The sequence below is a fragment of the Burkholderia anthina genome (genome assembly GCF_001547525.1).
In the GTDB taxonomy this organism is placed as follows: Bacteria; Pseudomonadota; Gammaproteobacteria; order Burkholderiales; family Burkholderiaceae; genus Burkholderia; species Burkholderia semiarida.
In genome coordinates, this window is sequence record NZ_LNJP01000003.1 from 553,689 (window position 1) to 575,409 (window position 21,721).

Below are 21,721 nucleotides of genomic sequence, written 5' to 3' on the forward strand. Positions count from 1 at the left end.
TATAGAGGCGGCGCTCAGCCCGGCTTGCCGTCGAGCTTCGGCGGCCGCAGGCTGGCCAGCAGCGCTTCGGCGTCGCGCGCCGCGCGCTGTTCGAGCGCGGCGCCGTAGCCGCGCACGAAACCGAGCTGATACGGCGGCGCCCCCAGTTGCTCGAGATGGTGAAGCGCGACCATCGCGTCGTTCGCCTCGCCGAGCACGCCCTGCACGCGCGCCAGCGTCTTGACCGTCTCGTTGCGCGTGCGGCGCGACGCCAGCGACGCGAAGAATTCGAGCGCGTAACGCAGCCGCTTCGCATCGATCCGCACCTGATGGCGTGCCGCCGTGTCGAGCGACGTGAGCGACGGCGAGCCGTAGAGATGACCGAACAGCCGCCGCACGCGCTTGGTCGCGTGACGCCGCAGCGACGGCGCGTCGTCGCCGTCGGCCGCCGGCAGCGCGAGCGTGCCCAGCCATTCGAGCCAGCCGAGCGTCAGCCGCGCATAGCGGGCCGAATGCAGCGCCTGCCGCAGCTCGACGCGCGCGGCCATCGACTGCGCGCGGGCCGCGTCGAGCGTGCCGTCCCACGCACTGCCGCCGCCGTCGGCCGCGATCAGCGCAGGCAGGCTCTCGGTCGCGAACACGTCCCAGTCGCGCACCGTGCCGAGCAGGGCGGCGAGCCAGCGCAGGTCGACGCCGAGCGTGTCCTTCCATCGACGGTCGGTGAAGCGTGGGAAGAAGCGCATCAGCGTGCGCAGGCGGCGCAGCGCGACGCGCATCTGGTGGACGAATTCGGGATCGTCGCGATCGAGCACGCCGCACTCGTTGCCGAGCCACTGCGCGGTGATGTCGCCGGCCAGCGCGAACAGCGCGGCGCGCTGCGTGCGGATGCCGGTCAGGTCGACGGGCCGTGCCTTGACCAGCACGGCGGCCACCGAGCCGCCCGCGCAGGCGCGGTCGATCACGCTCGTCAGTTGCACGAACGCGGGCCATGCGCCGCTCAGTTCGCGCGCCGCGGCGAACAGCGCGTGCAGCGCGGCCGTGCGCGCGGCAACGGTTTCCCAGTCGGGCGCGGCCAGGCGCAGCTCGACGTAGCGGCGCGGCGGCTCGCCGCCGCCGTGCAGCGTGATGTCGTCGAGCGTCATTTCGACCACGACGCCGCTGTCGTCGGCCCAGCGCCCGCGCCGCCGTTCGCTGACGATGCGCGGCGCCGCTGCCTGGGATCGCGCTTCGTCGGTGTCCGGTGCAACGCCGTCGATTTCGGCGGCCGACGCCGGTATCGGCAGCGGCGTCGCGACGACGATGCCCGCGTGCTCCGCGTCGAACAGCTCGCGCTGCGTGACGCCGGGGGCGAACGTTTCGGTGCGCGACGCGACGACCCGCGTGCCATGCGCGTTCGATTCGACCCAGGTCCACCAGCTCGCGCCGGGGCTGCGCTCGGCCTCGTCGATCTGGCACGGCTCGATCGTCACGCGCTCGTGGCCGCGCCGCATCCGGACCTGCGGGCAGATCCGCCACGCACGCACGAGCTCGGCGCCGAAGTCGCGCTGCGCACCGCGGGTGCGGCCCGCGCCCTTTCCCGGCCATCCTTCCAGCGACAACGACAACACGATTTCCAGCGCACGCGACATGGAGGCTCCCGCACATCAAGGATCGCCGGCGCATCGACCGCGCCGGCGTCGCTCGTGAAGCAGCTTCCATAGTACACGCCGCCCAAACGCGCAGGCGCCGATCCGGCCCCGTCGCGCCGTGGCGGATCAAGCCGGCGCGTCAGACCGCGTATTGCGCGATGCCGTTGCCGAACGACCAGTTCTCCTTCAGCACCTCGACAAGACTGATGAAGACGTCTTCCTGCCGCACGCCCGGCTGTTGCGCGAGGTTCTCGGCGATCGTCCGGTACAGCGCCCGCTTCTGCTCGAGCGTGCGCGTGTTGTTCGCGGTGATCTGGATCATCACGAGATCGTCGCTGCGTTCGATATCGTAGTAATGACGGCCGAACACGAAGTTCTCGGCCGCATGCTCGGTCACGACCATGAAGATGTCGTCCTCGGGCACGTTGAACGTCTGCATCAGCGCGCGATGCACGCCGTCGACGAGTGCCGCGCGGTAGGCGGCCGGTTTGCCTTCGCGTACGGCGATACGGGTGAATGGCATGGTCCTGCTCCTGTCGGTGAATGACGTTGAAGAACGAAAACACGGCGTCAGGTTAGGCCGGCCGATCTATAATGAACAGTCATTGATCAATATTTCATCAATTTTCATTGGAAATGAAAGTACTCGATCTCGATGCCGTCCGCGCGTTCGTGCTGGTCGCCGATCTCGCGAGCTTCACGCGCGCCGCCGATGCGCTCGGCACCACGCAATCGGCCGTCAGCCTGAAGCTGAAACGATTGGAAGCCCACCTCGGCAAGCCGCTGCTGGCGCGCACGCCGCGCGTCGTCAAGCTGGCCGCCGACGGCGAGCATTTCCTGCCGGCCGCCCGCGCGCTGCTCGACGCGCACGAGCATGCGCTCGGCGCGATCTCGACCGGCACGGTGCGCCTGTCGCTCGGCGTCAGCGAGCACGTCGCGGTGCCCGACCTGCCGGCCGTGCTCACGAGCCTGCACCGCCAGGATCCGGGGCTGTCGCTGGAAATGCATCTCGGGGCGTCGACGAGCCTGCTCCCGCAATACGACGAACGGCGGTTCGACGCGGTGATCGTCCGGCACGAGCCCGGCGAAGACCCGCCGCGCGACGACGGCACGCTGCTGTTCACCGAGCCGCTGGCGTGGCTCGCCGCGCCCGACTGGGCGCCGCGCGCGGGCGAGCCGCTGCCGCTCGCGGTGCTGGCCGGCCCCTGCGGCGTGCGGGCGGCCGCGCTGCGCGCGCTCGACCGCGCGGGGCTGCCGTGGCGCGAGCGCTTCACGGGCGGCGGAGTCGCGGCGGTCTCGGCCGCCGCCGCGGCGGGGCTGGCCGTCTGCCCGCTCGCACGGCGCGTCGCCCCGCGCACGCTGGTCGACGTCGGCGCGAAATTCGGGCTGCCGGTGCTGCCGCAGTCGCAGGTCGTGCTGTATTCGCGCGTCCGGGACGCCCGGGCCGCCGCCGCGCTGCGCAGGTTTGCCGACAGCCTGGCAATCTCGGCGTAAACTCGCGGGTTCCGCCGCCCGCAATCTCCAGACGAATGCCGATGAAGCCCGACGCCCGCAAGCACCTCCGCGCCAACCTGCTGATGCTCGGCGCCGCCGCGATCTGGGGCTCCGCGTTCGTCGCGCAACGCCTGAGCCTCGACGTGATCGGGCCGTTCCTGTTCACCGGGCTGCGCTTCCTGCTCGGCGCGCTCGTGCTGGCGCCGCTGCTGATGCTGAATCCGGCGTCGCGCGCGCAGCTCGCGGCGATCCGCCGCGGCCCGGCGCTGCTGCTGCCGGGCCTCGCGCTCGGCGGGCTGCTCGCCGTGTCGATCTCGCTGCAGCAGGTCGGCCTGCAATACACGCGGATCGCCAATGCCGGCTTCATCAGCTCGCTGTACGTCGTGATCGTGCCGCTGATGGGCGTGTTCGCGCGGCACCGGATCGGCGCGGGCACGTGGTTCGGTGCGTTGCTGGCCGCGATCGGCCTGTATTTCCTGAGCATCGACGAGCACTTCTCGGTGCTCTACGGCGACTGGTTCCAGCTCGCGGGCGCCGTCATCATCGCCGCGCACGTGATGGCGGTCGGCCATCTCGCGAAACGCCACGATCCGCTCGTGCTCGCGTTCCTGCAGTTCGCCATGTGCGGCGTGGCGTGCCTCGCCGTCGGCCTGGCGGTCGAGCCGGTCAGCGTCGCGATGCTGCGCGGCGCGCTGCCCACGCTGCTGTACGGCGGGCTGCTGTCGGTCGGCGTCGGCTATACGCTGCAGGTCGTCGCGCAACGCGACGCGGCGCCCGCGCACGCGGCCGTGATCTTCAGCATGGAAGGCGTGTTCGCGGCGATCGCCGGGTGGGCCGCGCTCGGCGAAGCGCTGACGCTGCGCGCGCTCGTCGGCTGCGCGCTGATGCTGGCCGGCCTGCTCGCGTGCCAGTTGCTGCCGAACGGCGCCGCGCGGAAAAAGGACGAGGACGCGCTGCCGGCGTGATCGCCACCGTCCCTATAATGACGATTCGCGTGACCCTTACGCCAACCGCTTCCGACAGGCCAGCTCCGTGACGCCCCATTCCGTCGATCCCGCCGCCGACCTGCTGCGCGAACGCGCAGCGCACTACGCCGCCCAGGCGGCGCTGTTCCTGCGCGACCAGGCGCTCTCCACCGCGTCGCACGACCTGCGCAGCCCGCTGAATGCGATGCACAGCTGGGCCTACGTGCTCGAACGCCAGCTCGCCAATGCCGATCCGAACCTGCAGCGCGCGCTCGCGGGCATCCGCACCGGCATCGACCAGCAGGTCGCGCTGATCGACGACGTGCTCGACGCGCCGCGCGCGCAAACGCGCACGCTCGCGCTCGCGCCGCAGCGGTTCGCGGCGCGCGCGCTGCTCGACGACACGCTGGCGCTCGTGCGCTTCGCGCTCGCCGACGCACGCGAGGTCGCGCTCGACGCGACGCTGCCGGACGGCGAGCCGTCGATCGCCGTCGATCGCGAACGCGTCGCGCAGGCGCTCTGGACCCTGCTGACGACAGCCGTCGAGGCCAGCGCCGCGGGCAGCCGCGTCGCGTTCGCCTGCACACGCGACGGCGCGCAGTTCACCGCGCGCGCCACGTGCACCGTGAACGCCGACGTGCTCGTCGATCCCGCGCGGCCGCACGTATTCGAATCGTTCGCGCGGCGCGAGATGCTGCGCGAGCGCGACGCGAAACGCAGCGCGTGGACGCTGGCGCTGTGCCAGCGCGTCGCACTCGCGCACGGCGGCACGTTCGCGCACGACGCGTTCGCCGACGGCGCGCCCGCCACCATCACGTTCTCGATTCCGTGCGAGGCGCCGGTGTAAGCGGTCGGCCGCCCGAAACATTACAACTTCCTTTCCGGGCCCTATACTGACGGGCCTGTCATAACCGGAGCGATTCTTTGTTACAGATCTTCGCGCTCATCGGCGCGTTGTTCCTGGTGGCCCTGAACGGGTTCTTCGTTGCGGCCGAATTCGGCCTCGTCAAACTCCGCGCAACGCGCGTCAAGACCCTCGCCCGCAAGCACGGCCTGCGCGGGCGCATCCTCGGCCTCGTGCACGGCCGGCTCGACGCATATCTTTCCGCGTGCCAGCTCGGCATCACGCTCGCGTCGCTCGGCCTCGGCTGGGTCGGCGAACCTGCGTTCGCGCAACTGATCGGCCCGCTGCTCGACCTGATCGGCGTCGAGTCCGAACGCATCGTGCACCTGATCTCGCTCGTGTTCGCGTTCTCGCTGATCTCGTTTTTGCACATCGTCGTCGGCGAACTGGCGCCGAAATCGATGGCGATCCGCCAGTCGGAGAAGGTCGGCCTGTGGGTCGCGCTGCCGCTCTATGCGTTCTACTGGGCGATGTATCCGGCGATCTGGGTGCTCAACACCAGCGCCAACGCGGTGCTGCGGCTCGCGGGGCTGTCGGCCGACCACGGCGGCGACGCGCACTATTCGACCGACGAGCTGAAGCTGATCCTGCGCAGCCGCCGCAGCGCGGCCGGCAATGCGGCGCAGCCGGCGCGCGGCACGTACAGCAACGACGAGTGGAACACGCTCGCGCATTCGCTCGATTTTTCGTCGATGACCGTGTCGGACCTGATGCGGCCGGCCCATGAAATGATCGGCCTGCGGCGCGACCTGCCGCTGCCCGACAACATGGAGATCGTCGCGCGGCACCGCTTCAGCCGTTATCCGCTGTTCGAGGATGCGTCGCGCGAACAGGTGAGCGGGCTGATCCACCTGAAGGACCTGCTGCTCGCGCGTCACGCGGGCGCCGCGCTCGAGGATCTCTCCGACTACGTGCGCCCGGTCCAGTACGTGAAGCCCGATACGCCGGCGCTGGAGCTGTTCCGCCGCTTCCGCAAGGGCGCCCCGCACTTCGCGCTGGTCGGCAGCAAGGGCGAGAAGCCGATCGGCTTCCTGACGCTCGACAACCTGCTCGGCGCGCTGGTCGGCCAGATCCACGACGAATTCCGCCAGGGCGACGCCGACTGGAGCCGCCTCGACGACGGCACGCTGATGGGCAAGGGCAGCCTGCCCGTCGTGTCGCTCGAGCAGGCGCTCGGCATCGACATCGACGAAGGCCGCGCGGAGTCGGTCGGCGGCCTCGTGATCCAGGCGCTCAGCGACCTGCCGACCGAAGGGCAGCGCGTGTCGTTCGACCGCTTCGACATCGTCGTGAAGAAGATGAACGGGCCGCGCATCGTGCTCGTACGCGTCTATCCGAAGATCGCGAAGGAGGCCGACGAATGACGGCCGCGCGTCGCATCGCGCGATGAACGCGCCGCTGCCGCGCTGCTGCGTGATCACGCCGGAACCGGCGTCCGCGTCGGCGGCCGATCGGGCCGCGTTCCTCGACCGGCTGTCGGCCGTGCTCGCGCGCGGCGAAGCGCTCGTGCAACTGCGTGTCAAATCGCTCGACGCGGCCGCGTTCGCGTCGCTGGCCGCCGCGGCGCTCGCGCGCTGCGACGCGGCCGGCGCGCACCTGATGCTGAACGGCCCGATCGAGGCAGCCGGCGTGATGCGGCTCGACGGCGCCGGCTGGCATCTCGACGGCGCCGCGTTGCGCGCTGTCGCGCAACGGCCGCTGCCGGCCGGACGATGGGTGTCCGCCGCGTGCCACTCACCGGAAGATCTGCTGCTGGCCGCGCGCGCCGGCGCGGATTTCGTCACGCTGTCGCCGGTGCTGCCCACGTTGAGTCATCCCGGCGCGCCGACGCTCGGCTGGGCGCAATTCGGCATGCTGGCCGCACAGGCCGCGATGCCCGTGTTCGCGCTCGGCGGCCTGACGCATGCACACCTCGACGACGCGCGCCGTCACGGCGCGTACGGGATCGCGGGCATTCGCGGGTTCTGGTAATTCGGCCCCCTCCGGCAGCGCTGCCGGCCCCGCCGCTTCACACGTTCATCGACTCAGGCGTTCATGCGTTCATGCGTTCATGCGTTCAGGTGCGGACGCATCGCGCGCCATGAACCGTCGTCGATGCGACGCACGTCGTGCGTCAGCGCATAGTGGTTGACGTCGCCGGTCAGCCACGCGACCAGCGAATACGGCGGCAACTCCCCTTCATCGACCCGGTCGCGCGCGCGCGCCGGCGTCTCGAACACCACCCGCCCGCCCGGCGCGTCGAACGGCACCGCATCGGGCGACAGATTCAACGCGATCGTCAACGTCTCGTCGTCGGCAAGCCGCCACGATGCGCACAGCGCGTCGGCATCGCCGTCGCCGTCCGCCTTCAGCGCATGGGCTTCCTGCGGCCGGCAATCGGACAGCCTGGGCGCGATCAGCTTCGCGCGCACCGCGAGCGCCGACTGCACGAAATGCGCACGATCGATGTCGCGCGCGGTTTCGTCGAAGATCAGCGGGATCTGCGGCGTGAGCAGCGACAGCGCGAGCGCGGCCAGGCCGGCCGCCTGCCCGCTGTCGCCCGGGCCGGTGTCGCGCCAGGCGCCATCGGACAGCACGAGCGACGTCAGCGACAGGCCGCCTTCGGCGGCCATTCCGTCCGCCGATGCGGCCGGCTGGTACGCCGCGCCGGCCGCGGTCAGCGCGCGGGCGAGCGTGTGAATCGACTGATGCGTGGAAATGCCTTCATGCGCCGACGTGTCGCGCCCCGTGAGCCGGTGCAGCGCACGCTCGCCGCACCCGTTCCACTGCGCATCGAAATGGGTATCGGCGAGATGCGCCGGATGCCGCTCGCTGCCGAGCACGAGGTGGATCAGCCGGTCGGCCGGCACGGCGGCGCGCACGCGATCCGCGATCTCGCGCAGCCACGACACGCCGATCCGGTCGGCTTCGCGCAGGCGCAGCCCGTCGCAGCGGTATTCGTCGATCCAGTACAGCGCGTTGTCGCAGAAGAAATCGCACACTTCCGGATGATCGAGCGCGAGCGGCGCGGCCTGCAACGGATCGTCGCGCGTATGGAAGAACGGCCCCGCGTAGTGGCGAAGCGCATCGGTGCCGCTGCCGAAGCGCGCATAGTCGAGCTCGAGCAGCACCGCGAGACCGTAGCCGTGCGCGTCGTCGATCAGCGCCTTCAACGCGGCCGGGCCGCCTTCGGCCGCGAGCGGCGCGAACGGCAGGCTGTCGTGCGGCGACGCGAGCAACTCCAGCGCGGTCACGCCGAGGCGCGCGAGCCGCGGCAGGCGGCGGCGCACGCCGTCGAAGCCGCCCACCGCGTGCGGGCGGATCGCATAGAGCGCGATGTCCTCCCACGCGCGCCCGTGCCAGAACGTATTGCGCCACGTGAACGCGCGCGGATCGACGACCTCGCTCGGGCCGTTGAGCCCTTCGGGTTGCGAGCGCGACGCGGGATCGGGAATCGATACGGTATCGTCGAGACGATAGCGGTATCGCGCGCCCGCGCCGCAATCGACGAAGACTTCGAACCAGTTCGGGCCGGCACTCGTCATCGGGATGAGCGTCGGGCCGTAGCCGGTATCGAGTTCGAGCTCGACGTGCGTGCTGCCGGGCGCCCACACGCGGAAATGCGTGCGCGGCGTCGTGCAGAGCGCGCCGCAGGGCTGCGCGCCAAACGGCAAGCAGTGGATGTAGTGCTGCGCGTACGGATCGTGCGGACAATCGGACATCATGCGCTCCTCGTGCGTACCGAGCGGCATGGCCGCGCCAATGGCGCAGCGCATCGGGGCCCGGCATGCGAAGGCCAGGCGGGGGGAGAAACGAGTATGCGCCGGATTTGCCGCCGCGATGCAGCGTGGTCAGACATTTTTAAATGCGAATCGACCCCGGCAAACCAGCCGTCGTAACCGCCGGCCGGCACGCGCCGGCGAGTCGGGTAGTCGGCATACCGGAATGACCGCTCGCCTTGTTGCGCCGGCCTCGCGCACATACGCTCTGCGTCACGTTCGCGGACACGTCGTCCGCCCCGACCCGAGCACTCCGCCATGTCACTTCCCGCCAGCGCCGCGAAATTCGATCCATCACGCGCACACGAATATGCCGAGCAATCGCGCATCGCGCTCGCCGGCTACGATGCCTGCCACGAACTCGCCGCGTGCATGCTCGCGTCGGCGATCGGTGCGGCCGATGCACGGATGCTCGTCGCGGGCGCCGGCGGCACGGGCCAGGAAATCTGCGTCGCGGCCGCGCTGGAACCGGGCTGGCAATTCACGGCCGTCGACCCGTCGGCGCCGATGCTCGCGCTCGCGCGCTCGAACGTCGAAGCCGCGGGTTTCGGCGCGCGGACGACGTTCGTCGAGGATGCCGTCGACGCGTTGCCCGACGCACCCGCGTTCGACGGCGCGACGCTGATCGGCGTGCTGCATCACGTACCGGGCGACGACGCGAAAGCCGCGCTGCTGCGCGCGATCGCGCGACGCCTGAAGCCCGGCGCGCCGCTCGTGCTCGCCGGCAACCATCGCCGCTACGCGGATCATCCGCGCCTGCTCGATGCGTGGCAGCAACGCTGGCGCATGAAGGGCGCCACGCCCGACGCCGTGCGCGCGCAACTCGCGAAGATCCTGCAGGGCGCCGATCCGCCCGCGTCCGAGGAAGCCGTGTTCGCGCTGCTGCGCGAGGCAGGCTTCGATGCGCCGCTGCGTTTTTTCGCGAGCCTGTTCTGGGGCGCGTGGATCGCGGTGCGGCGCGCGTGACGGTTCGACGCGACGTGCGACGGCACGCATCACGCCATTCGCGAACGCGCCGCCCGCGCTCGGTATGATGTCGTTCCCGCCCCCTTCCGGCGTCGACATGCTCACCGTCCATCACCTGAACAACTCGCGTTCGCAGCGCGTGCTCTGGCTGCTCGAAGAACTGGATGTGCCGTACGAGATCGTGCGCTACGAACGCGATCCGAAGACGATGCTCGCGCCGGCCGAATTGCGCGCGATTCATCCGCTCGGCAAGTCGCCCGTCGTGACCGACGACGGGCGCACCTTCGCCGAATCGGGCGCGATCATCGAATACCTGGTCGCACGCTACGGCGACGGGCGGCTCGCGCCGCCGCCCGGCTCACCCGAGCGCTACGACTACACATACTGGCTGCACTACGCGGAAGGGTCGGCGATGCCGCCGCTGCTGCTCAAGCTCGTCGCGCTGCGGATCGCGCATGCGCCGATGCCGTTCTTCGCGCGGCCGATCGCGCGCAAGATCGCCGCGACGCTGCAGTCGGGTTTCGTCGATCCGCAGATCGACCTGCATCTCGGCCACGTCGACGGCGCGCTGGCGCGCACCGGCTGGTTCGTCGGCGACGGCTTCAGCGCGGCCGACATCCAGATGAGCTTTCCGCTCGAAGCCGCGACCGCGCGTGGCGGCGGCAGCCGGTATCCCGCGATCGCGCGCTTTCTCGACACGATCCATGCGCGGCCTGCGTACCGGCGTGCGCTGGAACGCGGCGGCCGGTACGACGTGCTCAGGTAACCGGCGTCAGCTCAGCAATCCCGCCGCGACGTTGATCGACAAGCCGAGCACGGCCATGTTGAAGTAGAACGACAGGATCGACTGCGCGAGCACCGAACGGCGCGCGGAACGGTTCGCGAGGGACACGTCGGCCGTCTGCGACGCGACCGCGAGCGTAAACGCGAAATACAGGAAATCCCAGTAATCGGGCTCGGGGTGCTGGTCCGGGAAACGGAGCGCGCGATCGCTGCTCGGCGAGCCGTAATAGAGCCGCGCATAGTGCAGCGTGAAGATCGTCGGGATCAGGAACCAGGCGCCGAACAGCGTCGCGCCCGTGATCGCGTAGTGGCTGAGCCCCGCGCTGAAGCCGACGCTCCTGGCGGTCGCGAGTTCGATCGCGATCGCCGCCACGCTCGCGACGGTGGCGAGGCACACGACGGTCAGCACGGTCGTCGCGTTTTCGTCCTCGCGGATCGCGACTTCGCGCACCTTGTGATGATGCGCGGTGACCATGCGCACCCACATCAGCACCAGATACAGCCAGACCGCGCAATCCCAGCCGATCAGCGCGCGCGCGGTCGGACGCAGCGGAAACGGCAGCACCACCGCGCACAGCACGCCGGCGACGAATGCCGCGACCATGCGCGGCCGGTTGCGTAATACCTGCGGATAAAACGTCATCGTGTGATTCCGAAAGCGGATGGAAAGGATTCGGCCGGTGCGCGGGAGAGCCGCCGCGCCGGCAGGTAACGCGCCCCGATTATCCTCATTCCATCGTGGCGTGGCGATGGGCGCGAGCGCCTAAGATAAGGGGATGACCGCCACCGCCCTGCTCTGCCGCCATCCCGCGAACACGGCCGGCCGCGACTTCGTCGTCGGCGACCTGCACGGCTGCGTCGACGTGCTGCGCGCGCTGCTGCACGACGTCCGCTTCGATCCGGCCCGCGACCGGCTGTTTTCGGTCGGCGATCTCGTCGACCGCGGCCCGGCCTCCGAAACCGCGCTCGACCTGCTCGACCGGCCGTGGTGCCACGTCGTGCGCGGCAATCACGAGGAAGTGCTGAGCCTCGTCGCGCACGGCAAGCTGCCACTCGACGCGTGGCGCGACATCGGCGGCGACTGGGGGGCCGAGCTGCCGCCGGAGCGGCTGCGCGCGCATGCGGCGCGCGTCGACGCGCTGCCGCTCGTGCGCGTGATCGGCGACGGCCCCGCGCGCTTCAACGTGCTGCATGCCGAATTCTTCGGCTCGGATGCGGATCTCGATACGGGCAGTTATGCGCACGACGTGCGCGAGCGGCTGATCTGGGGGCGCGATCTCGTGCAGGGGCTGGCGGATCCCGGGTGGCAGGCCGGGCTGTCGCTGACGTGCACCGGGCACACGCCCGTGCGTGCGCCGCAGCGGATCGGCGCCCAATGGTTCATCGACACGGGTGCGTTCGCGCCGGCCGGGCGGCTGACGCTCGCCGAGCCGCGCACCGGCCGCACGTGGTCGATGACGCAGGCCGAAGCGCGCGAACGCCGCGCAGGCGACTGGCCGCTGCCCTGACGCGCCGGGCCGCGCAACGGCACACCGCGCCCAGCCCGCCCGGCCAAGCCGGGCCGGCCCGGGCCAGGCGAACGCTAGCCGACCTGATTCAGTTCGAACACCGCATCGACGGCCGAGCCGTTCCAGTTGTATTCGAGATAGGCCGCATGCTGGCAGTCGCGCAGCAGCGTCGTGCGGAACGCGGCGAGACACTCGCCGCGCGGGTCGCGCACCGACGGATAGAGAATCCCCGCGCCGCCTGCATTGCGCACCGCGCGGCCGAATGCCTGCCCGACGCTGTAGTCGGCCGGATCCAGCAACGCGGGATCGCGCTGCGGCCACGTGCGCACGTCGGCGACGTCGCCGTGCGCGAACACGGTATAGAGCCGCATCTGCTGGCGCATCGGCGGCTCCTTCGTCGCGGCGAGGAACAGCCCGCTGTGATAGCGCGTTTCGGCGATCGCCGTGTCGCGCGAGCGGGTGCAGTAGAACACGCCGTAGCTGCCGTCGGAAAAGCGGCTGCCCAGCGGATTCAGGTGCGTGAATGCGGCCATGATCGGCCCCCAGCCTTGCCCGTAGCGACGCTCGGCGGGCGGCACGAGGTCGAGCGTGCCGACTTCGTTGCGGATGCGGTCGTTGGTCAGCGATTCGAGCGCGTAGAGCGCGTCGAAATCGTCCGCCGACGCGACGCGATCGAACAGGTTGATGGCCGGAAAACGGGTGGGAATCACACGATAGGCGGGCGCCCAGTCGACGGTGGTCGTGGGCCACCGGATCACTTCGGTCGGGATCGTCACGCCCAGCCGCCCCGCATCGCGTCGAGATATTGCCGGACGGCCACCAGATCGCCGACGTTGCCGGCCAGCATCCGGTCGAGCGCGCGCTTGCCGCCGAACGGCGCCGCATCGTTGGGCCGCTTGATCCATGCATCGGCCGCGGCGGGTTGCGGCAGCAGGATCTGCAACCCCTTGTAGATGCCGAGCAGGAGCGATAGCCGCTCGAGCGTATCGCGCGGCAGGCGCGCCGATTCCGGCGCGGCCTTCCACTTGAAGAACGTCGACCGGCCGGGCGAGCCGAGCAGCACGATCTGCTCGTCGATCGTCAGTTCCCAGTCGCGCGCGATGTTGAAAAATGCACGCAGGCCGGCCGCCGACATCTGCGCGACCGAAGCGCGCGGCACGGCGGAATGCGATTCATAGGCAGGCTGTGACATGATCGTTAGTCTCGAAACGAATTTACTAACAAGATTAGTCCATTCCTGTATTTTTGCAAGGGTCGCACCATCGATCGTGCTCGTGCCCGAGAACGATTTCGACGGAATGATTCCGGCGCTGAAGGCGAAGAAGTTCGACGCGGTGCTGTCGTCGGTGTCGATCACGCCGCGGCGCGCGCAGCAGATCGGCTTCACGACGAAGATCTACAACCCGCCGACGCGGCTCGTCGTGAAGAAAGGCTCGTCGCTGCTGCCGACCGCCGAATCGCTGAAGGGCAAGTCGACCGGCGTCGAGCAGGGCACGACACAGGAGACGTACGCGAAGGCGTACTGGGGCAAGCACGGCGCGAACGCCGTGTCGTACCAGAACCAGGACGGCGTGTATGCCGACCTGATCGCCGGCCGCCTCGACGCGGCGCTACGGCGGTTGAAAAAACGGCGTCGCGCGCGTACGGATACCGCTTTTCCGTCGCGCGCGTCCGACCGCCCCTCCCCTTCAACCGGATGGCAACGGCGGCGCGTGGTTCGCCGTTGCATCGAATGCCTGTCGTCTTGCATCGCGCGCAGCACGATGCGTCGGCCATCGTTCGGATGACAGCTCAATCGTTCGCGGAAAAGATGGCCATGCGAACGGACCTCGTGCCGCTCGGGTCAATAGGCGAAGACCGGGCGTCGCGGCATCGGCGCCCGTGCGCACATGCCCATGCGGATCGGGTTCGCGTGCAGGAAAGTGCCGACCCGGCGCGGATGACCGGCAACCAGCCGGATCCGCCTCGCACCGGGCGCGGAGAGATGGCCTGTCGAGGCATGCCGGTCGGCCGCAAGTGCGACGTTCGAGCGGCGATGTCCCGAATCACTGCGATCGCGGCCTGCGGACCGCGGCGTGTGATGATCGATCATTTTTCTACCCCGTTTGCTGTCTGATGTATGTTCCGGCAACCGGACAATGCCGATGCCCCGGCGATCAGGCGACGACGTTCCGTGCTCGCCGCGGCGCGGCTGCTGCGCTGCACCGCGCTCGGCCGCCGCATCCCCGCGGACTGCGTCCTGGCCGGTACGGGAAGCTTTCGCTGCCTGACCGGATGGACCTCGTGTCGTCGACTCTCGCACGTCTCTCGTCGCAAGGACCGGGCCAGCCCCACGCGAGCCCGGCCGGACAAGGCGATGATCGGGCCGGCCGCCGGCTGCATCGGGCGGGGCCTGCCGGAAGTTACGAAACTGAAACATCGGGGCGCGGGCATGCGCCGGCCCGGCAACGGCGGGACCTTGCGGAATAAGGCTGAACAATGGGACGCGGAATTTTTACCGGCGGCAGGCTGGCCGATCGGCCCGGTTCGACGCGGAAATTCGCCGGGCGGCCGACGCGAAATGTTTCATGCGCTTTACATGCCCACGCCGGCAATTAGACGCACCGGACGTCGCCGCTGGACGCAGCGGCCGATCGCATGGCTATACTGCGACACCGCTTCACGCGAGCTCACGCGACCTCAAGCGACTTCACGCAAACGAGCGCCCACGATGATCCGAACCTTTCACGCTGCCGAGCGGACCCGACTGATCCGCTTCGGCGTGTCGGGCCTGGGCTCGACCGCGCTGCATGCGCTGATCGCGGCCGCGATGTTCGCGCTGTTCGACGCGACGCCCGTCATCGCGAACGCGACCGCGTTCGTCTGCTCGACCGCGTTCTCGTATCTCGCCAACACGCTGTGGAGTTTTGCGTCGCCGGTCACGTGGGGCAACTTCGCGCGATTTCTCGTGGTCGCGATGGCCGGCCTCGCCGTGACGATGCTGCTGGCGCACGGCACCGGCGCGCTCGGCCTCGCCCGCGCATGGAGCATCGTCGCGGTCGTGCTGTGCGTGCCGCCCGTCACGTTCGCGCTGCACCGGCTGTGGACCTATCGCTGAGCCGGTCCGCAGGCATCGCAGGCATCACGCATGCCGCTCAGCCGACCCGCTGATGCCCCGCGTCGCCCGATGGCGCGCCGTCGTGCCCGCCGCTGTCGCCATTGCCGCCGTTGCCGTCGTGATCGTTCAACCCGTGTTCGATCATCATCCGGTACAGCGTCACGCGTGAAATGCCGAGCTCGGCGGCGGCCTTGTTGATCCGGTGGTCGTTGCGCAGCAGCGCGTTCTCGATCGCGGTGCGTTCGGCCAGCGCCCGCGCCTGTTCGAGCGTCACCGGTTCGGTTTCGCCGGGCGTGTCGAGCCCGAGATCGTGCGGCGTCAGCAGCCGGCTCTCGGCCATCACGATCGCGCGCCGCACGCGATTGATCAGCTCGCGCACGTTGCCGGGCCATTCGTAGCGCCGCATCGCGTCGAGCGCGGCCGACGTGAAACCGCTGATCTTGCGGCCGCTGTCGGCCTTGAATTTCTGCAGCACGTAGTGCGCGAGGATGTCGATGTCCTTGCCGCGGGCGCGCAGCGGCGGCTCGTGGATGCGCAGCACGCACAGCCGGTGATAGAGATCCGCGCGGAAGCGCCCGGCCTCGACCGCGCCGTCGAGATCGACGTGCGTGGCCGAGATGATCCGCACGTCGACGGGGATCGATTCCTGTCCGCCGAGCCGCTCGATCTTGCCCTCCTGCAGGAAGCGCAGCAGGCTCGCCTGGCTTTCGACCGGCATGTCGCCGATTTCGTCGAGAAACAGCGTGCCGCCGTTCGCCGATTCGATCCGGCCCGCGCGCCGCTGGTTCGCGCCGGTGAACGCACCGCGCTCGTAGCCGAACAGCTCCGACTGCAGCAGGTGATGCGGAATCGCGCCGCAATTGATCGCGACGAACGGCCCCTTGCCGCGGCTGGAGCGCTCGTGAATCGCGAGCGCCGTCAGTTCCTTGCCGGTGCCCGACTCGCCCGAGATGAATACGCTCGCGTCCGTCTTCGCGACCTTGCGGATCGTGCTGAACAACTGCTGCATCGCCTCGCAGTTGCCGATCATCCCGTGTTCGCCGATCGACGCCGCGTAGGCCGCGCCGTCGACGCGATCGAGCGCGGCCATCCCGCGCGCATGGCCGAGCACGTGCGAAATCCATTCGTACGGCAGCGGCAGCGTCACGTAGTCGAAACAATAGCTGCGGATCAGCTCGCGCACGGCGGGGCCGATCGTGACGCCGGCCTGCGCGATGGAAATCCAGCCGATCGCCGGCTGGCTCAGACACATCTTCAGCGCGGGATAGTCGCGCGACGTGAACCCGGTGAAATCGACCAGGCCGGCAGCCACGCTCACGCCGGAGGTCATGTTCTGCGCGGCGCCGGCCGTCTTCGCGACCGAGATCTCCCAGCCGAGCCCGCGCAGTTGCGCGAGCAACGGCTCGTCGGGCGTGCGCATGATCACGAAAAGCTTGCGTCCGGCCTCGGGAGCGGTGACGGACACGTCCGTCATCTCGGGCGCCGCCTGCCCGTTTGCGTCGGGTGACCTTGCAACCATCGTTATTCCCCGCTTGGCGTTGGTATCGCGCGCCGGCTCGCCGCCGCATCCGACGGACACGATCGAACCGACATATTGGCCGTATTTCCGTCCGAATAAAATCCCCCTGCGCATGAATCGCGCGTGAGGTGGACGTTGTCATGAACGGTATATCGATGCGGCCGGCCTGCGGCTAAATGGGTGTTATCCCTGTGGCATGCACCGCGCGCGCCCGGAAAGGGCCGGTGCCGCACGCGCAAAGCCGCGCCGGTGCTGGCGCGCGGCGATTCCGCGCGACGCGGCGCACGCACGGTCGGCGCGCCGGCGCCGGTGCGCGCAACCGGTCGGCCGGGCATGCGGGCGCCCGGGAGATCGATTCCGGTTGATTTTCGTCAATCGCCGAAAGAAGCCGGTTGATGCACGAACGCAACATGCGCGGCGCCCCGCCGCGCGGCGCGGCCGGGTCAGCGGCCCGATGCGAGCGGCGCCGGCGCGTTCGCGCGGCCGCGGCCGGCCGGCGTGCCGCCGTGTTGGCCGTAGCGGGCGGCCAGTGCGTCGACCCGCGCGAGATGGTGGCGATTGTCGTGATCCCACGGGTGGAAGCCCGGCCGGAAAAAGCTCAGCCATTCGCCGGCGATGCGCGGGAACAGCCCGCGGCGCGGCCCGTACAGGAACGCGATCGTGCGCAGCATGCCGCGCACGTGATGCCCGGCGCCGCGATCGCGCCACAACAGCGTCACATGGATCAGAAACACGGTCGGCCAGAACGTCAGCGTCGTCAGCAGATACACGCCGATGCGGATCAGGTAGCGGCGCAGCCCCGGCTCCGTCACGGCATTCCACACGTCGAACGACACGGCCTTGTGCTCGGTTTCCTCCAGCGCATGCCAGATCCACATCTGCCGGTAGCCTTCGACCGAACCGTCGAGGCGTGTCGGGTCGCGCAGCAGCCAGTCGGCGAGCATCGCCGTGTAGTGCTCGGCCGCGACCGTGTGCGCGAGCTGCACCGAATGCGGCAGCTTGCGCTTCATGTAGCCGAGCACCTTCCACACGCGCTGGTCGAGCTTGCGCGCGGGCAGCCGGTTCGCCTGCATCAGCTCGTTGTATTCGACGTGCTCGCGCGTATGCATCGCCTCCTGGCCGATGAAGCCGAGCACCTGCTGCTTCAGCACGGGATCGTCGATCCGGTCGCGATAGTTGCGCACCGCATCCATGAAGAAGCGTTCGCCGGCCGGAAACAGCAGCGACAGCGCGTTGAAGAAATGGGTCACGTGCGATCCGAGGCCATGCCAGTCCTTCGCGCGCTCGACCGGCAGGTCGAAGCGCAGGTCGCGGCGCACCGGCATGATCCCGGCCGCGGTGGCGCAAGCGGCTGACTTCATGTTCATCGTTCTCCTGTTGCGGAGCGGCCGGCGCATCGTACGACGCGGCCGGCGCAAGCCCGGGCGGCGCATCGCGCACCGCCAAAATCATGACATCGACAGATGTAAAGATAGGCCGCGCGCGCCGGCACACGCAAGCTGCACGGTAGATGCGCGCTTCCAAACAGCGCGCGGTCGGCAAGGCGGAAAAAATGGCGCTCGGACGACGCCCCGACGGGTTGCGATTCGAACGCTGAGGTGCACTGACGAACGCGGTCCCGGGCGCGGCGCCGCGCCCCCACGCCGGCCCGCGAGCCCCGTGCGGCGGGCCTTGCACCGCATCGGGCACCCGTCGCGCAGCGGGCGGCGACGCGTGCCGGTCACATCGATTCATACGCGCCGCGCACCGCCATGGTGCAACCTTGGCCCAGCGGCTCGCGAAAAATTCAAACGCGCGTTCCAATTGCGTTTCGGGCGGTCGTGCGCTCGGCGCCCCGCCGCGCTTGCCGGCACGCGTGCGGCGGCGCGAAATCCGTGCGCGCCGGCCCGCTGCCCGCTCGCCTACAATAGCGGTTTCACGCAACCTCTTTCAGGAGAAATCATGTCCGTCATCACGACCGAATCGGGCCTCAAGTACGAGGACCTGACCGAAGGCACCGGCGCGGAGGCGCAAGCCGGCAAGACGGTAAGCGTCCACTACACGGGCTGGCTGACCGACGGTCAGAAATTCGATTCGAGCAAGGATCGCAACGACCCGTTCGCGTTCGTGCTCGGCGGCGGCATGGTCATCAAGGGCTGGGACGAAGGCGTGCAGGGCATGAAGGTCGGCGGCGTGCGTCGCCTGACGATCCCGCCGCAACTCGGCTACGGCCCGCGCGGCGCGGGCGGCGTGATTCCGCCGAACGCGACGCTCGTGTTCGAAGTCGAACTGCTCGACGTCTGACGCGGCACGCAAGCCGCCGGCTGACGCGCTGCCCCATGGCGCACCTTCCGTCCCCCACCGTCGCCCTGCAACGCTACGACACGCTCGAAGCGTCGGATGTGCACGATTTTCACCAGATCGTGCTCGGCATCGACGGTGCGATGGTGATGGCGGTGGACGGCGTCAGCCAGCGTCTCGACCGGCACGGCGCGTGGCTGGTTCCGGCCGGTGCGCGCCACGATTACGCGGGTCTGGGCGAAAATCGCCAGCTGGTGCTCAACCTTCCCCTCGCGTCGCTCGCGGTGCCGCAGCGGTTGTTCGACCATGCACGTGCCGTGTCGATCGACCCGGCGCTCACGTCGCTCGTCGCGCAGGTCGCGGCGGCCGCCGCGCAGTACGATGCGCCGGACGGCGACGCACGGCAGGCGGCCGCGCACCGTTTCCAGTGGCAGGCCGCCGCGCGCCTGTGCGACGCGCTGCTCGACGATGCCGGCATCGCCGCGCCTGCGTCGGGCCTCGATTTCGCGCGCATCGACCGCTGGCTGCGCGCCCACCTCGCCGAACCGCTGCGCATCGCCGATCTCGCCGCGCACTGCGGCTACGGGATGCGCCGGTTCCATCAACTGTTCGTCGACGCATTCGGCGAAACGCCGCATCGCTATCTGCAGCGGCTGCGGCTCGACGCAGCGGTCGTGCTGCTCGCCGACGGCCGGCATTCGCTCGTCGACATCGCGGGCAGCGTCGGCTTCGCGGATCAAAGCACGTTCACGCATGCGTTCACGAAGCGCTTCGGCATCGCGCCGGGACGCTGGCGCGGTGAACGGCATTGAACGCATCGGCGTCGCCGAATCCATATCGACGCACATAGCAGGCAACAACACCACCAGCCGTACCGACGCTTCACATCCCGCTGAAACATCGCATGTCCGTCGCTGCGTACGATGGACGACCATCCGGCGGCGCAACCACCGCCCATGACGCTCACCGCCGTGCCGCGCCGGCTTCGTCGCCGATCTTCCTGACGGCCGTATCGGCCGCCTTCAAAGGCCGGCCGTCGTCGTGCCGAAGCGCGAGCTTGCGGATCGCGCGCCCGGTGCTGCGGTCGACCAGCACCGAACGCGGCTCGCCGCGCGCGAACAGGTTCGCCTCGCCCCACTGCCGCAGCATCACGATGACCGGAAACAACCCCTCGCCCTTTTTGGTCAGCACGTACTCCTGATACGCGGTGCCGTCGGACGCCGGCACGACGTCGAACACACCGGCGTCCACCAGCATCTTCAGCCGGTCGGACAGGATGTTGCTCGCGACGCCGAGGCTCGCGCGGAAATCGCCGAAGCGGCGCACGCCGTCGAACGCGTCGCGCACGATCAGCAACGCCCAGCGATCGCCGACGATATCGGTCGCGCGCGCCACCGGGCACGGCGAATCCGCAAGACTTTTCTGTCTGGCCATGTTCCTCTCCGCAAGCGTGCCGGCCGCCTTCGCGGGCATGCCGGCCATCCGTGCACGGGCCTCTGGCCCGCCACTCAACAGGTTGCATTTTAAAACCTGTTTCCCTACACTCCAAACCAGTTTCAAATTGCAACTACATTGCACGAGGGAACCATGGGATCGTCCTGTCATTCCGGCACCGTTGCCGCTCGCACGCCAACCGATGCGATCCATTCTGCCGAGGGTGGCCGCCTGTCGCCGGCGCGCGTCGCGCTGCTGGCCGCGTGCTGCGCCGCGAGCGTCGCGAACGTCTACTACGCGCAGCCGCTGCTCGACTCGATCGCGCGGGACTTCGGTGTATCGCAGGCCGCCGTGGGCGGCGTCATCACCGCGACGCAGCTCGGCTGCGCGCTCGCCCTGCTGTTCGTCGTACCGCTCGGCGACCTGGTGAACCGCAAGCGCCTGATCGCCGTGCAGCTTCTGCTGCTGACCGTGGCCTGCATCGGCGTGGCCGCCGCGTCGACGCGCGTCGCGCTGCTGGTCGGAATGGTCGCGGTCGGGCTGCTCGGCACCGCGATGACGCAAGGGCTGATCGCGTGCTCGGCCGCGCTCGCCGGCGCAGGCGAACGCGGGCGCGTCGTGGGGGCCGCGCAAGGCGGCGTCGTGGTCGGGCTGCTGGCCGCGCGCTCGCTGGCGGGCGTCGTCACGGACATAGCGGGATGGCGGGCCGTCTATCTCGTGTCGGGCGCGCTCGCGATCGCGATGCTCGTCGTGCTGTCGCGGCTGCTGCCCGACATGCGCGCGCCGCGCGAACGCATCGGTTACGCGGCGCTGCTGCGCTCGATGGCGTCGCTGCTGTGCGACGAACGCGTGCTGCGCGTGCGCGGCGCGATCGCGCTGCTGATGTTCGCGGCGTTCAGCATCTTCTGGAGCGCGCTCGTGCTGCCGCTGAGCGCGCCGCCGCATGCGATGTCGCACACGCAGATCGGCGCGTTCGGCCTCGTCGGCGCACTCGGCGCGGCGGCCGCCGCCCGCGCGGGCCGGCTCGCGGATCGCGGGCGCGGCGAAGCGACGACAGGCGCCGCACTCGCGCTGCTCGCGTGCGCGTGGCTGCCGCTCGCGTTCGGCAATACGTCGATTGCGCTGCTGGTCGTCGGCATCGTGCTGCTCGACGTCGGCGGGCAGGCCGTGCACGTCGTCAACCAGAGCATGATTCTCGGTGCGCGACCCGACGCGCATGCGCGCCTCGTCGGCTGCTACATGCTGTTCTATTCGGCCGGCAGCGGGCTCGGTGCGATCGCGGCGACGATGATGTATGCGCGCGCCGGATGGACAGGCGTGTGCGTGCTCGGGGCGGGGGTGAGCGTGGCCGCGCTCGGCGTATGGGCCGCGACGCTCCGGCGCGCGTGATGCGCGCCGGCCATGCG

General features: G+C 69.6%; 22 protein-coding genes and 1 pseudogene. 13 read left to right on the forward strand and 10 right to left on the reverse strand.

The window, feature by feature from the left end:
• Nucleotides 1-14: 14 nt before the first annotated feature.
• On the reverse strand, nucleotides 15-1,607 hold the full coding sequence (locus WS64_RS22810) for a CHAD domain-containing protein (protein WP_060967778.1): 1,593 nt from the start codon (nucleotides 1,605-1,607) through the stop codon (nucleotides 15-17).
• A 139-nt stretch (nucleotides 1,608-1,746) separates the two neighbouring features.
• A complete protein-coding gene (locus WS64_RS22815; RefSeq protein WP_059639120.1) occupies nucleotides 1,747-2,130 on the reverse strand; it encodes a tautomerase family protein in 384 nt (127 codons plus the stop codon).
• Nucleotides 2,131-2,243: 113 nt separating this feature from the next.
• Between WS64_RS22815 and WS64_RS22820 the strand changes: the two genes are divergently transcribed.
• The 5 genes from WS64_RS22820 (at nucleotide 2,244) to WS64_RS22840 (ending at nucleotide 6,941) form a co-directional block, all read left to right on the forward strand.
• Complete coding sequence (locus WS64_RS22820) at nucleotides 2,244-3,101, forward strand: LysR family transcriptional regulator (RefSeq protein ID WP_059639119.1); 858 nt, start codon at nucleotides 2,244-2,246, stop codon at nucleotides 3,099-3,101.
• Between the two features lie 41 nt (nucleotides 3,102-3,142).
• Nucleotides 3,143-4,066 carry a DMT family transporter gene (locus tag WS64_RS22825; protein WP_060968557.1) on the forward strand — a complete coding sequence of 308 codons (924 nt, stop codon included), beginning with the start codon at nucleotides 3,143-3,145 and terminating at the stop codon, nucleotides 4,064-4,066.
• A gap of 67 nt (nucleotides 4,067-4,133) precedes the next feature.
• Nucleotides 4,134-4,913: a sensor histidine kinase gene (locus tag WS64_RS22830; RefSeq protein WP_060967779.1), complete on the forward strand. Its 780-nt coding sequence runs from the start codon at nucleotides 4,134-4,136 to the stop codon at nucleotides 4,911-4,913.
• Between the two features lie 77 nt (nucleotides 4,914-4,990).
• On the forward strand, nucleotides 4,991-6,334 hold the full coding sequence (locus WS64_RS22835; RefSeq protein ID WP_059639118.1) for a hemolysin family protein: 1,344 nt from the start codon (nucleotides 4,991-4,993) through the stop codon (nucleotides 6,332-6,334).
• A gap of 22 nt (nucleotides 6,335-6,356) precedes the next feature.
• Entirely contained in the window at nucleotides 6,357-6,941 is a 585-nt protein-coding gene (locus WS64_RS22840; RefSeq protein ID WP_060967780.1) for a thiamine phosphate synthase, read from the forward strand.
• Nucleotides 6,942-7,018: 77 nt separating this feature from the next.
• Here the strand turns inward: WS64_RS22840 and WS64_RS22845 are convergent, their stop codons facing one another.
• Complete coding sequence (locus tag WS64_RS22845; protein WP_060968558.1) at nucleotides 7,019-8,671, reverse strand: DUF3459 domain-containing protein; 1,653 nt, start codon at nucleotides 8,669-8,671, stop codon at nucleotides 7,019-7,021.
• Between the two features lie 315 nt (nucleotides 8,672-8,986).
• On the opposite strand from WS64_RS22845, the gene WS64_RS22850 reads away from it, so the two are divergent.
• A complete protein-coding gene (locus WS64_RS22850; RefSeq protein WP_060967781.1) occupies nucleotides 8,987-9,694 on the forward strand; it encodes a class I SAM-dependent methyltransferase in 708 nt (235 codons plus the stop codon).
• A gap of 97 nt (nucleotides 9,695-9,791) precedes the next feature.
• A complete protein-coding gene (locus tag WS64_RS22855; protein WP_060968559.1) occupies nucleotides 9,792-10,460 on the forward strand; it encodes a glutathione S-transferase in 669 nt (222 codons plus the stop codon).
• A gap of 6 nt (nucleotides 10,461-10,466) precedes the next feature.
• Here WS64_RS22855 and WS64_RS22860 read toward each other — a convergent pair whose 3' ends face one another.
• Nucleotides 10,467-11,120: a DUF1345 domain-containing protein gene (locus WS64_RS22860; protein ID WP_059639115.1), complete on the reverse strand. Its 654-nt coding sequence runs from the start codon at nucleotides 11,118-11,120 to the stop codon at nucleotides 10,467-10,469.
• A gap of 133 nt (nucleotides 11,121-11,253) precedes the next feature.
• Here WS64_RS22860 and WS64_RS22865 point away from each other — a divergent pair, with 133 nt between their 5' ends.
• On the forward strand, nucleotides 11,254-11,985 hold the full coding sequence (locus tag WS64_RS22865) for a metallophosphoesterase (RefSeq protein ID WP_060967782.1): 732 nt from the start codon (nucleotides 11,254-11,256) through the stop codon (nucleotides 11,983-11,985).
• A 74-nt stretch (nucleotides 11,986-12,059) separates the two neighbouring features.
• Here WS64_RS22865 and WS64_RS22870 read toward each other — a convergent pair whose 3' ends face one another.
• Complete coding sequence (locus tag WS64_RS22870; protein ID WP_060967783.1) at nucleotides 12,060-12,761, reverse strand: RES family NAD+ phosphorylase; 702 nt, start codon at nucleotides 12,759-12,761, stop codon at nucleotides 12,060-12,062.
• Nucleotides 12,758-13,177 carry an MbcA/ParS/Xre antitoxin family protein gene (locus tag WS64_RS22875; RefSeq protein WP_060967784.1) on the reverse strand — a complete coding sequence of 140 codons (420 nt, stop codon included), beginning with the start codon at nucleotides 13,175-13,177 and terminating at the stop codon, nucleotides 12,758-12,760. Before WS64_RS22875 ends, WS64_RS22870 begins: the two co-directional genes overlap by 4 nt.
• A gap of 88 nt (nucleotides 13,178-13,265) precedes the next feature.
• Here WS64_RS22875 and WS64_RS34490 point away from each other — a divergent pair.
• Nucleotides 13,266-13,601: pseudogene (locus WS64_RS34490) on the forward strand (transporter substrate-binding domain-containing protein); the annotation flags it as partial.
• A 227-nt stretch (nucleotides 13,602-13,828) separates the two neighbouring features.
• Here WS64_RS34490 and WS64_RS33345 read toward each other — a convergent pair.
• Nucleotides 13,829-14,077, reverse strand: a complete 249-nt coding sequence (locus WS64_RS33345; protein ID WP_081059116.1) for a hypothetical protein — start codon at nucleotides 14,075-14,077, stop codon at nucleotides 13,829-13,831.
• 618 nt (nucleotides 14,078-14,695) lie between these two features.
• Between WS64_RS33345 and WS64_RS22885 the strand changes: the two genes are divergently transcribed.
• Nucleotides 14,696-15,082, forward strand: a complete 387-nt coding sequence (locus WS64_RS22885) for a GtrA family protein (RefSeq protein WP_059639113.1) — start codon at nucleotides 14,696-14,698, stop codon at nucleotides 15,080-15,082.
• A 37-nt stretch (nucleotides 15,083-15,119) separates the two neighbouring features.
• Here the strand turns inward: WS64_RS22885 and WS64_RS22890 are convergent, their stop codons facing one another.
• Together WS64_RS22890 and WS64_RS22895 are read right to left on the reverse strand one after the other, a co-directional pair.
• The gene (locus WS64_RS22890; protein ID WP_060311337.1) at nucleotides 15,120-16,601 is read right to left on the reverse strand and encodes a sigma-54 dependent transcriptional regulator; all 1,482 of its coding nucleotides are present in this window, start codon (nucleotides 16,599-16,601) and stop codon (nucleotides 15,120-15,122) included.
• A gap of 443 nt (nucleotides 16,602-17,044) precedes the next feature.
• A complete protein-coding gene (locus WS64_RS22895) occupies nucleotides 17,045-17,962 on the reverse strand; it encodes a metal-dependent hydrolase (RefSeq protein WP_059639847.1) in 918 nt (305 codons plus the stop codon).
• A gap of 580 nt (nucleotides 17,963-18,542) precedes the next feature.
• On the opposite strand from WS64_RS22895, the gene WS64_RS22900 reads away from it, so the two are divergent.
• Nucleotides 18,543-18,884 (forward strand): FKBP-type peptidyl-prolyl cis-trans isomerase, encoded by a 342-nt coding sequence (locus WS64_RS22900; protein ID WP_006479474.1) that lies wholly within the window; start codon nucleotides 18,543-18,545, stop codon nucleotides 18,882-18,884.
• A gap of 35 nt (nucleotides 18,885-18,919) precedes the next feature.
• On the forward strand, nucleotides 18,920-19,693 hold the full coding sequence (locus WS64_RS22905; protein WP_059583011.1) for an AraC family transcriptional regulator: 774 nt from the start codon (nucleotides 18,920-18,922) through the stop codon (nucleotides 19,691-19,693).
• A 151-nt stretch (nucleotides 19,694-19,844) separates the two neighbouring features.
• On the opposite strand, the gene WS64_RS22910 is transcribed toward WS64_RS22905, so the two are convergent.
• Nucleotides 19,845-20,315 (reverse strand): winged helix-turn-helix transcriptional regulator, encoded by a 471-nt coding sequence (locus tag WS64_RS22910; RefSeq protein ID WP_208606865.1) that lies wholly within the window; start codon nucleotides 20,313-20,315, stop codon nucleotides 19,845-19,847.
• 153 nt (nucleotides 20,316-20,468) lie between these two features.
• On the opposite strand from WS64_RS22910, the gene WS64_RS22915 reads away from it, so the two are divergent.
• Nucleotides 20,469-21,704, forward strand: coding sequence for an MFS transporter (locus WS64_RS22915; RefSeq protein ID WP_060967786.1), 1,236 nt, complete (start codon nucleotides 20,469-20,471; stop codon nucleotides 21,702-21,704).
• Nucleotides 21,705-21,721: the final 17 nt, after the last annotated feature.